General features: G+C 43.9%; 13 protein-coding genes. 12 read left to right on the plus strand and 1 reads right to left on the minus strand.

Annotated elements, in window-relative coordinates; genetic code table 11:
• Positions 1 to 52: 52 nt before the first annotated feature.
• On the minus strand, positions 53 to 826 hold the full coding sequence (locus tag M3636_RS12605; protein WP_251382775.1) for a sporulation protein: 774 nt from the start codon (positions 824 to 826) through the stop codon (positions 53 to 55).
• 176 nt (positions 827 to 1,002) lie between these two features.
• Between M3636_RS12605 and M3636_RS12610 the strand changes: the two genes are divergently transcribed.
• From M3636_RS12610 to M3636_RS12665, 12 genes are all read left to right on the plus strand, one after another.
• The gene (locus M3636_RS12610) at positions 1,003 to 1,686 is read left to right on the plus strand and encodes a class I SAM-dependent methyltransferase (RefSeq protein WP_251382776.1); all 684 of its coding nucleotides are present in this window, start codon (positions 1,003 to 1,005) and stop codon (positions 1,684 to 1,686) included.
• Between the two features lie 56 nt (positions 1,687 to 1,742).
• A complete protein-coding gene (locus tag M3636_RS12615) occupies positions 1,743 to 2,270 on the plus strand; it encodes a YfiT family bacillithiol transferase (protein ID WP_251382777.1) in 528 nt (175 codons plus the stop codon).
• Positions 2,271 to 2,511: 241 nt separating this feature from the next.
• Positions 2,512 to 3,231 carry a class I SAM-dependent methyltransferase gene (locus M3636_RS12620; protein WP_251382778.1) on the plus strand — a complete coding sequence of 240 codons (720 nt, stop codon included), beginning with the start codon at positions 2,512 to 2,514 and terminating at the stop codon, positions 3,229 to 3,231.
• A gap of 44 nt (positions 3,232 to 3,275) precedes the next feature.
• The gene (locus tag M3636_RS12625) at positions 3,276 to 3,974 is read left to right on the plus strand and encodes an SDR family NAD(P)-dependent oxidoreductase (RefSeq protein ID WP_251382779.1); all 699 of its coding nucleotides are present in this window, start codon (positions 3,276 to 3,278) and stop codon (positions 3,972 to 3,974) included.
• A gap of 54 nt (positions 3,975 to 4,028) precedes the next feature.
• Entirely contained in the window at positions 4,029 to 4,577 is a 549-nt protein-coding gene (locus tag M3636_RS12630; RefSeq protein WP_251382780.1) for a hypothetical protein, read from the plus strand.
• A gap of 4 nt (positions 4,578 to 4,581) precedes the next feature.
• Entirely contained in the window at positions 4,582 to 5,271 is a 690-nt protein-coding gene (locus M3636_RS12635) for a response regulator transcription factor (protein WP_251382781.1), read from the plus strand.
• Positions 5,268 to 6,272, plus strand: a complete 1,005-nt coding sequence (locus M3636_RS12640; RefSeq protein WP_251382782.1) for a sensor histidine kinase — start codon at positions 5,268 to 5,270, stop codon at positions 6,270 to 6,272. The genes M3636_RS12635 and M3636_RS12640 overlap by 4 nt, the downstream gene beginning before the upstream one ends.
• A gap of 141 nt (positions 6,273 to 6,413) precedes the next feature.
• Positions 6,414 to 7,169, plus strand: coding sequence for an ABC transporter ATP-binding protein (locus tag M3636_RS12645; protein WP_251382783.1), 756 nt, complete (start codon positions 6,414 to 6,416; stop codon positions 7,167 to 7,169).
• Positions 7,166 to 9,091, plus strand: a complete 1,926-nt coding sequence (locus M3636_RS12650) for an ABC transporter permease (RefSeq protein ID WP_251382784.1) — start codon at positions 7,166 to 7,168, stop codon at positions 9,089 to 9,091. Before M3636_RS12645 ends, M3636_RS12650 begins: the two co-directional genes overlap by 4 nt.
• A gap of 252 nt (positions 9,092 to 9,343) precedes the next feature.
• Complete coding sequence (locus tag M3636_RS12655; RefSeq protein ID WP_128101015.1) at positions 9,344 to 9,766, plus strand: GNAT family N-acetyltransferase; 423 nt, start codon at positions 9,344 to 9,346, stop codon at positions 9,764 to 9,766.
• 45 nt (positions 9,767 to 9,811) lie between these two features.
• Complete coding sequence (locus M3636_RS12660) at positions 9,812 to 10,249, plus strand: GNAT family N-acetyltransferase (RefSeq protein WP_251382785.1); 438 nt, start codon at positions 9,812 to 9,814, stop codon at positions 10,247 to 10,249.
• A 96-nt stretch (positions 10,250 to 10,345) separates the two neighbouring features.
• Entirely contained in the window at positions 10,346 to 11,566 is a 1,221-nt protein-coding gene (locus M3636_RS12665; RefSeq protein ID WP_251382786.1) for an RtcB family protein, read from the plus strand.
• The last annotated feature ends 11 nt before the right edge of the window (positions 11,567 to 11,577 follow it).

Genomic DNA, 11,577 nt, shown 5'->3' on the forward strand with positions numbered 1-11,577 from the left:
TTTATGTTCGTTAATTATCGTTTGTCTATCGTTCTATATCACTTTCAATTAATTATATGTGCTTCGAAATAACTTCTTCCAGCCCTTGTGCCACCGATTGTGGCCCACGTGCAAGATGTCGCTCATACAGGTGTAGGCGGACAAAGCTCTCATCTGTACCCATCGCTTCTGAGAAAATGGCACTAAGCCCTCTCGCGCGACGATCAATCTGTAGCAGCAGCTCTAACGAATCGTCCATCGGATAGAACAGAACCTCCAGTTCATCCAAATATCCACGGAACTTATTGGTTGGTACGAACTCGAATTCCTGAACAAAGGGCAGATTGCCGCCAAGTTTAGGGGCGTAGTCATTGGTAACCTCACGCAACTTGAAGCCAAGGATGTCAATGGCATCTAAGACGGTACGCATCTCTTGGGTGGGTACAACACGTAACAAATCCCGATCGGAAGGATCCACAGCACTTGCAATATCAAGACCTGTTTCCACCCATACCTCAGCACTATGTAACGTGAGTGGAAGATTTTCCGGCAGGTCAAACGAGAACTGTTTCTCCAACTTCGCGCCTGGTTGCAAGGTGAAGCCATCGGTTAACAAAAACTTGGCGATAGTTGCCTTCTCCTTGAATTTACGATCATCGCGTTCCCGTAGGTAATGAGTGTGAATGCTTAGGTATATCCGGTCGACGCTCTGTTCGACATCACCACCTTGTATGTATACCGTTCCAGAAATAACACCGCCAGGGATAACCTCTGGGTTATCTAACTCTGTATTTACTTTTGCCGCGCCTACGCCAACACTAGCTAACATTTTCTTAAAAAATGACATTTGCTCAACCTCCGGATCAGTTCGATTTCTGGGAAAAAATACGACTTCGACCTTTATACGGAATGTGACGGATTGCCGTTTCAAATTTTATCGTATAAAATTCTCGGAATAGTGGGGGAAATGAACGGTCATTGTCGAATATAGTTAAATAAAGGAATATGCGGAGGAGGAATCGGATGGGACTGGAATGGTACGACATGATTGCGAGACGTAACGGAGGGTATCGGGGCAGGGCGAAGTTTATCGTCGAAGGACAATCAGCGGAAGATGTGTTTGAGAAACGGTTAATTGAAATGTTACCTCTTCATACTACGGTACTTGATGCGGGATGTGGCCATGGTGAGTTTACACTGCGAATGTCAGCTTACGCTCCGTACATTACCGGTTTCGACAACTCCAGCGAGATGATACGGATTGCATTGTCGGGGCTAGCATCGTCTGATGTGAGCAATGTAGAGTTTGTACATGCTACGACCAAGACGAAGATGCCATTTGTGGATGAACAGTTTGACCTAATCTATGATCGCCGTGGACCAACATCTATCATTGAACATGACCGAGTGCTTCGCAAAGGCGGAACAATCATTGGTATTCATGGTGATGTGAGCAAGGTGAGGGAGCGGTTGTTGAATAATCATTATGAAGATATTGCGATTGAAGAATTCAACGATGCTGTTCTGGTGTTCCCCAATGAACATGAGTTTGCACTTTTTCTCTCCGATACGCCAGGAAATCCAGACTATACGTCGCCTGAACTTCAGGAAGCATTTCATGCCAAACTAGATGAAAGTCTGGTTGACGGACGAATTTGTGTAAAGGAACGCAAGTATATTTGGAAAGCTGTAAGAGCAGGTGTGTAATGCTATATATTCAGAAGAACGAAATTAACATTTAAACTGAGGTGTGGAGGGAATACATGATAGATTTGAGATATCCTATTGGATCATTTGAACATTCGGGGGAAATTACAGTAGCTCAGAGAGAACAGTGGATAGAGGACATTGCACAGTTACCGGCTAACGCTCGTCAAGCTGTAGAAGGATTGAGTCCAGAACAGTTGAGCCTACCTTACCGGGACGGGGGCTGGATGGTCAAACAAGTGATCCATCATATGGCGGATAGTCATATGAACAGCATGATTCGATTCAAGTTGGCACTGACCGAGGATAACCCAACGATCAAGCCGTATTACGAAGACCGCTGGGCTGAGCTTAGTGATTCACGGGAACTGGATATCGAATTTTCCCTGCAGATTCTAGATGCATTACACCGCCGGTGGGTCGGATTGTTACATACCTTAACAGATGCGGATTTTGCCAAATCATTCTATCACCCAGGCTCACAAGAAACGACTAGATTGGACTACAACCTAGGCTTCTATTCCTGGCACGGCAGACACCATGTTGCTCATATTACTTCACTTAGGGAACGATTAGGTATATAGAATTGTTGTAACGTAGTAACCTTTATATGGATTAATAAGGACGTCTCAGTGGAGCAATTTGCTTTCCTCAGACGTCTTTTTGTATGCCCATTTTATACGTATAAATCATGGGGGTTTTTCAAGAAAAATAGAGAACTTATGGGTAAAAATGTTATAATAGAGTGTGCTGTAATTTTGAGGAATTGATGTGTGAAATGCTGATTATGTAAGAGATTTTCATCTGAATGAGGAGGCAAAAGCAATGGAAAAAACAATTAAAAATATTCAAGATGTATATGACATGTTAGATGCGGAATTTCGTTCTGCAAAACAGTTTTGGGAACCCTTTTATGAAGATCGCAGCAGACCGATTCCCTTTTTCCCGAATAAGCCTGATGAGAATCTGGTAGCACATGTGAACTCAGGTTTGCTGACTGGAGGCAAGGCTCTAGAGCTTGGTTGTGGGCCGGGTAGAAATGCCCTCTATCTGACGCGTGAAGGTTATCAGGTGGATGCATACGATCTATCCGAAACGGCCATTGCATGGGCAAAAGAAAGAGCTGAGGAAGAACAACTCCCCGTTAACTTTGAATGTCGCTCTGTATTTGAATTATCTCCTCAGGCTGAATATGATCTCGTATATGATTCAGGCTGTCTGCATCATCTGTTACCCCACCAGCGTATACCGTATCTGGAGATGATCTATAATGCGCTTCGACCAGGGGGCTACTTTGGCATGACTTGTTTTGCTCCGGGATTCGGAGGTATGGGCGGGCCAGAGACGGTTATGGATGATTGGGATGTATACCGGGAGAAATCAATGAAGGGTGGTCTAGCATTCACAGAAGAGAAGCTCCGCTATATGCTGGAGGAATCGTTCGAGTGTGTGGAGTTACGTCCGATGAAGACGATGAATCAGGAAGATGCTGAGTTTGGCATACCCATCCTATGGGTGACGTTGTGGAAGAAGAGAGACGCATAAATACATAGATCGTGTAGTTTACACTTAAATTAGGAGGATGACGAATGAAAACAGAACATTATATCATCACAGGTACTTCTAAAGGCATTGGGATGCAGCTAGCAGATGTGTTATTGGAAAGAGGAGCTTGGGTTCACGGTATTTCACGAGGAACTCATGAGTCGTTAATAGATCATTCTCAATATACACATTACACGTATGACCTTAGTGATCATGCGGGAATCGATGAGCTGATGACTCGCATTCTGGCACAGGTTTCAGCGCAGGAAGCGGAGTTTGTTGGACTAATCAATAATGCAGCCATGGTTGAACCGCTAAAGCCCATAGATCAATGTAATGCCGCAGAGATCAGTCAGAGCTTAAATATTAGCTTGGTAGCACCCATGATATTAAGTTCTTCTTTTATTCGCCATAGCAATGCTATGAATGTAAGACGGAAGATTGTAAATGTTTCTTCTGCATCAGGGGAATATCCAGCGCCCGCTATGGGAACGTACTGCACAGCCAAAGCAGGAATGAACATGTTCACACAATGTCTTGCAGCAGAACAAGGTGGCGCGGTAAATCCAGTTGAAGTGCTCACATTTGACCCAGGTATGGTCGATACAGCGTTGCAGGCTGTGGCACGAGGTAAGAGCGAAGCGGAATTTGCGCTGTCTGCACTATTCAGTCAAGCTTATGAAGCAGGTCAACTGCAAGATGCGAGAGATGTCGCTGAGCGACTTCTAGCCCAACTGAAATAGCAAACATAGTCTGTCTGAGGTTCAGTCCGAATTGCGCCACCAAGGAGTGAGTTTTTGAAGAAAATAAGTTGGATCATCTTATCGCTCTTGATTATTGCTGCAATAACCCTATTGATCGTTAGAGCCAACAGCTTGAAGCTTGCTTTATCTTGGGGAGGATATTCAACGTCATACTCTACTTACCATCAGGGATATAATGCGAATCAGCTTGAATACAAGGTAATTGAGGCAGGAGAAGAGGATAAGCCCATTTTGCTCTATTTGGAACGCAATCGATTTGGTTTTTGGAAGATTTTATTCGACAGCGGACAGACCCCAGATGCCAAGTTTGCGCACATTTTATGGATGAATAAGGGCGGATTTAAGACATTTACTTTTCAGGATGATCCAACGTTTTCAACGGAGTGGAACTATCTGGCTGTCGGAACAAACGCTGTGAAGCAGATTGAGTTATCACCTGACTGGCTCCGACCTGGAACAGCCTTCAAAATCCAGCAGACACGCGAATCGTATAGCATTTATCTGATCACATATACGGATCCTGAGGATGGTGAGAGCATGGATATGTACCAACTGCTGCTCGACAAAGGAATGATTAAATAATCTAATGTTCAAAATTATGCTTATCGAGGACGACGAATCCTTATTCAATGAAATGAAGGAACGATTGAGCCAGTGGTCATATGATATTTATGGTGTGCAGGATTTTGGCAAAGTGATGGAGGTATACAGTAGTATTCAGCCTGAACTTGTCATCATCGACATTCAGCTACCGCAATATGATGGATTTCACTGGTGTCGATTGATCCGGGCGCATTCCAATGTGCCTATTATCTTTCTGTCTTCACGAGATCATCCTACGGATATGGTGATGTCTATGCATCTGGGTGCTGACGATTTTGTGCAGAAGCCCTTCCACTTTGAAGTGCTGATTGCGAAGATCCAGGCGACGCTGCGGCGCGTGTACAATTACAATACAGAGCGAGTAGAATTACGAACTTGGCGAGGTGCAACGATTGAGTATGTGAAAAATGCGCTTACTCGCGATCAGCAAGCAGTTCTATTAACGAAGAATGAAATGTTGATTCTTAAAGTGCTTGTCGAACACAAAAATCAAATTGTGACCCGTGAAGAACTCATCCGTAGTCTGTGGGATCATGAGCATTTTGTTAGTGACAATACGTTGACGGTGAATGTGAATCGATTGCGGAAGAAGCTGGAACCTATTGGCTTAGATTCGTATATTGAAACTCATGTGGGACAAGGTTATCAGGCTACGGAAGAGGCAAATATATGATTAGGCAGTATTTACGTGAGAAGCTGACTTGGTTGTTGCTCCTGATTTTCATACAGCTCATCACTTTGTTTGTGGCTTATATGGATACATCTATTCCTTTTGAAGCGTTGGCTTATATCGTGTTGCTTCAGGTTGTCATATGTATTGTGTTTATCTGGGCGAGATACCCGAAAGAGACGCGTTATTACCGAAAATTGACTGCTTGGGATCATACATATGATCTCGCCGAGCTGGATCAAGCGGATAGTCCGTATGAACGCATTATACATAATGCTGTGGCTTCTCAAACCGAGCGTTACCGGAAGGAATCAACTTCTCATTTTCTATCATTAGAACAGGAGAAGGACGAGATCCTCTCTTGGATTCATGAGGTCAAGACGCCACTGACGGCATTACAGCTAATGATTGAACGGATGCCTGACGATCGCTTGCGGGCACAGATGACGTATGAATGGTTGCGTATACATCAGCTCTTGGATCAACAGCTTCATCAGAAACGCATTCCGTTTATGCACAATGACTTGTTTTTGGAAAATACGGAGATTGAGCCTGTAATCGTTGGTGAGGTTCGAGCGTTAAAGTCATGGTGTATTTCCAAAGGCATTGGGTTCGATGTATCTTTATCTGCCACTCATGTACTGACAGACAGTAAGTGGCTAAGCTTCATCATTCGCCAGCTTCTGAGTAATGCAGTGAAATATAGTGATTCCTCCGATATTGTTATCATGAGTGAAGAGCATGAGGGGCATGTTGTACTTACCATTCAGGATCAAGGGCGAGGCATAGAGGCTCAGGATCTACCGCGTATTTTTGATAAAAGCTTCACATCCACTAATGGGCGGCTCGAAGGAACGGCTACGGGTATGGGACTGTATTTAACGAAGCAGGTTGCGCAGGCTCTTCGGATTGATGTTCATGTGTACTCCGTTCCGGGAGAAGGCACAACGGTACAGTTAACCTTTCCACGAGAGAATGAAATGGTGCGGCTTGCAGGCATGTGACGATAATGTCACATGCTTTTTGGTTTTGTTAGATCAATCGAAGGATAAATAATCCCGTTCCCCTTATGATAAAAATTGTTCAGAGAGCCGCTTTTGATTACAAAGGATGCTAGAAGCATATCGAGGAGGAGTGAGTGGGACATGTTCATTTTGGAAGCGAAGAAAATATATAAAATGTATGGAGATAAATTTAACAAACAAGAGGTGTTAAGAGGTATTGATCTAGGGGTGCGCAAAGGGGAGTTTGTTGGCATTATGGGACCTTCCGGGTCAGGTAAAACAACCTTGCTAAACGTTCTGTCCTCAATTGATCGTGTCAGTCAAGGCGCTATAGAGATTGAACGCAAGGAGTTTACTGGGATGAAGGAGAAGCAGCTTGCTGAATTCCGTAAACAACATCTCGGTTTTATATTTCAGGAGTACAATCTACTGGATACACTTACGGTAAAGGAAAATGTACTTCTTCCACTATCCGTCACGGGTATAGCGAAACAAGAAGCGCATCGTAAATTCGACCACATTGCAGGGGAATTAGGCATTGCTGAACTAAAGGATAAATATCCGTCTGAAATCTCGGGCGGGCAGAAACAGAGGACTTCGGCTGCACGTGCATTCGTTCATGATCCCAGTATTATTTTTGCAGATGAGCCGACAGGAGCATTGGATTCCAAGTCAGCTTCCGATCTGCTTGGTAAGCTCAGTGATATGAACACTAAACATCAGGCGACGATTATTATGGTTACACATGATCCGGGAGCTGCGAGCTATTGTAGCAGAGTTATTTTTATTCGCGATGGTCAGATCTATACCCAATTGAACCGAGGGAACGAGTCACGTCAGACCTTCTTCAATGATATTATCAAAACGCAGGGTGTACTGGGTGGTGTGCAGCAATGAGTCTAAACCACATCATTATTCGCAATTTGCGCAAAAATCTGAAAAATTATTATCTCTATGTTTTTGCACTAATTTTCAGCGTTGCCTTATATTTCTCATTTGTGACATTACAGTACGATTCATCCATGACTGAAGTGGAGAACTCCGTTAAAGGTGCAGCTGCGATAGGTACATCATCGGTGTTATTAATCGTCATTGTAGCCATTTTTCTGTTATATGCGAATACGATCTTTATCAAACGTCGCAGTAAGGAGATTGGATTGTTTCAGCTTATTGGATTAACCAAAGGTAAGATTTTTCGAATTTTGAGTGTAGAGAATTTCATTCTTTATTTCGGTTCTATGATTATTGGGGTGTTGATCGGATTCCTTGGATCGAAGCTGATCCTAATGATTTTATTTAAAATTATTGGTGTAGATGCCATTACGAAGTTGGTCTTCTCTCCGATGGCGTTAGTGCAGACGATCATTGTTTTTGTCGTATTGTACATGCTGATCATGTTGATGAACTATACCTTCATTCGAGCACAGAGTATTCTTTCGCTCTTTCGTGTCTCTTCAACCTCGGAGCAGCGACAAAGCCAGATGTCAACGGGGCAGGTTATCGTAGGTGTATTAGGCATTATCCTCATCGTATTCGGCTATGTCTTGTCAGCCCAATTGTTCAGTGGAGCCGCACTCGATATGCAGCAATTGATGGTAACGATGCTTGTGATCCTGTTCTCTGTTATATTGGGCACTTATCTGTTCTACAAAGGTTCCGTTAGTTTTCTGTTTAATCTGATTCGCAAAAGAAAACAGGGTTACCTATCTATTCAAGAGGTGTTATCGTTATCATCTATTATGTTCCGCATGAAGTCGAATGCCTTGTTGCTGACCATTATTACAACGGTCTCGGCTCTTGCCATTGGCATGTTGTCTCTAACATACATTTCATATTATTCGGCAGAAGCTCAAGCGCGCGAGAGTGTGCCAGAGGATTTTTCGTTTGCACAAGCGAATGTAAAGAATCGATTTGTAGCTGAATTGGATCAGCGAGAGATTGCTTATGAGGTAAAGCACAGACAATCGATCTTCATTGAAATTGATGGAAAAGATATCATGAATGAATCTCAAGGTAAGGAGTTTTTGTACAGCAGTGTCGTGAGCGACCAGATGGTGGATGACTTGGATCTCACCCCGGGTGAAGTGGTCTTTATGGGGTATGGAAACGTCGTTCGGCAATTAATTCCGATACGGGAAAAAGGTTCTATTGTTCTGCATGGGATGAAGCATAGCATCGATCAGGAGTTAATTGGAACCTCGAAGCAGGGAGTGCTCCCTACGTATTATACGAAAGGAACACCGGTCGCTGTGGTGGACGAATCGGTCTATCAACAGCTTCAACAGGATCTCGATCCTAAGCTTCAGGAGAAGGACACAGCCGATTATTATGGTGTGCAGATTCTGAACTCGGCTCAGGTGGAGGAAGCTTACACAATATATACGGCACTAGACTTGCATGTACCTAATTTTGCTCAGATCGAAATTCGAAACAATCAGCGCACCAATATGGGTCTTATTATGTTTATCGTAGGTTTCTTAGGTCTAACCTTCCTGATTACTTCAGGATGTATTCTATACTTTAAACAAATGAACGAAAGTGAAGAAGAAAAGCCGAATTATACGATACTACGTAAGCTCGGCTTCACCCAAGCTAATCTATTACGTGGCATTCAACTGAAGCAGTTATTTAACTTCGGTATCCCGTTAGTTATTGGATTGAGTCATAGTTACTTTGCCGTGAAGTCAGGCTGGTTTTTCTTCGGAACTGAACTCGTGACACCGATGGTGATCGTGATGATTGTATATACAATGCTGTATTCCATGTTTGGGTTATTATCTGTCTTGTATTATAAGCGTGTGATTATGGAGTCATTGTAGATCAGTGATTAGGAGAAGAGAGTCTTTTCCAGACACTAATAAATTAGCCTTAGTTCTGTATCCTATGGGATTGCCAAGCTAAGGCTATTTCGGAGTTATAAGACACACTCTAGTCATTAACTAATGGAAAAAAAGGAGGATCGAGGAAGTTTAGCGAAATAATGATCAGGTGGAGTTCATTACATATGGAAAAAAGCTTCGCTGCTGAGGCGATAAGATACGAGGTTAATAGAAGGGATGGTAGAAAGAAAGATGTCCAATTATAACTTAAATTCAAGTACTGCAGAAGATTCTCAGTATGTTCGTCAGCAATTAATAGCGTATAATGCAAGTCATATATCGACTGAACTCAGAGATCGGTATGAGGAACTAAACTTCCATGTGAAAAATGAGTCTGGCGAGATTGTGGCCGGTATACTCAGTACACTGTGCTGGAACTGGCTTGAAATCGATATTCTGTGGGTAGATCCGCATCAGCGTCATCAGGGCTATGGCTCTAAGCTTCTGCTTGAGGTGGAACAGCTTGCACGCGAGAAGCAGTGTGATTTTGTTATGCTGAACACCTTCTCTTTTCAAGCGCCGGAATTTTACAAGAAGCATGGGTACACAGTAACGACAGTTATTGAGAATGCCCCAACAGGGCACACACACTACTATTTTAAGAAAGATCTTTAAATGAGAGCTTGCTTCATCGTTTAAGGTCAACAGGGGGAATCCATCATGGTAACCGTAAGAGCTATTGAACTTCAGGATTTGCCAGCATTAAGCCACTTATACAATGAGCTGATGGGAACACCAACAAACGAGGTTCAGATGCAGAAGATGTTTCGATATATTCAACAGAATGGGCATTATTATATCCTTGGAGCATTCCATGAGGGGAAGCTGGTCGGCTCCGTGATGGGCATTGAGTGTATGGATCTGGTAGGTCAGTGCAAACCATTTATGGTGGTGGAAAATGTGATTGTATCTGAGCTGGTGCGCAGGCAGGGCATCGGCCAAAAGCTAATGCTACAGATCGAACGGATTGCGAGAGATCTCGCATGTGGTTATATGATTCTGGTATCTGGTGACCAGCGGAAGGAAGCTCATCAGTTTTATGAGAAGCTAGGGTTCAAGGATGAGAAGGTACAGGGGTACCGGAAGCACTTTAGCTGATCTCCGTAAGCCCTGCCGATAATCTACAAATGTTGGTAAAATATACAGAGCTCTTGCTATCAAATGTCTTATGAGTACAAGGAGGTTTTATATATCATGCGTGTGATTGATAACATTAAAGTTTGGGGGGAACCGCTGGAGAATGCAGTGAGTCAGGCTGTTACTTGCTCGCAGTATGGAGATGTGCTTGGTGTGGCATTAATGGCGGATCATCATAAAGGATATTCTCAACCCATTGGTGGTGTGGTCGCCTACCGTAATATGATTAGTCCTTCAGGTGTGGGATACGATATTGCCTGTGGCAACAAGGCGGTACGTACAAATCTAATGTGGGACGATATTGCTCACGGGATTGCGAAGATAATGGATGAGATTAACCGGGTCGTGTCATTTGGGGTGGGACGGAACAATCCTACACCGATTGACCACGAATTGTTTGATGATACGAGCTGGAAGCTATTTGACACCATCGAGCCTAAGCTAGAGCAGAAGTTAAAGACGCTGGCACGCAACCAACTCGGAACCGTGGGCAGTGGTAATCATTTTGTGGATATTTTCGTGGAAGAAGCTACGGGCAAGGTGTGGATTGCCAATCACTTCGGAAGTCGTGGATTCGGTCATAAAGTGGCGAGTGGTTTCCTTAACTTGGCAGCAGGGCGTGAATTCAGCGGGAAAGCGCCTGGTGAGTCGATGGATCAGCCTCCTACACTGTTTGATCTAGGTAGCGAGATGGGTGATATGTACTGGAAGGCGATGACACTTGCGGGTAGATATGCATATGCAGGACGTGACTACGTCATCGAACAGGTACTGGATATCCTCGGAGTTCGCAGCGAATACGCTGTCCATAACCACCATAACTTTGCTTGGAAAGAAGATCATTTTGGCGAAGAAACTGTCGTGGTAAGGAAAGGTGCAACACCGTTATCCCCAGGACAGCTTGGTTTTGTTGGAGGTAGCATGGGAGATATCTCGGTCATTGTCGAAGGGATTCACAGTGATGAGAATACGGAATCTTTCCGGAGCACTGTCCATGGAGCAGGACGGATTATGAGCCGTACACAGGCTGCTGGCAAAATGAATTACAAGCTTCGCACACGTATGGGTGGAGAGATTAGTGAAGAACAGATGCAACAAGCCATCCGTGCGTATGGCGTAGAGCTGCGTGGTGCAGGAACGGATGAAAGTCCGTTCGTGTATAAGAAGCTGCAGGATGTGCTCCATGCCCATGCAAGTACCTTGAAAGTGAATCATATTCTGCGTCCGGTTGGCGTGGCAATGGCCGGGGGCAATGAGTTTGATCCGTACAAGGATTAATATCTAAAGCA

It is taken from the genome of Paenibacillus sp. MER 99-2 (assembly GCF_023714095.1).
Classification (GTDB): Bacteria; Bacillota; Bacilli; order Paenibacillales; family Paenibacillaceae; genus Paenibacillus.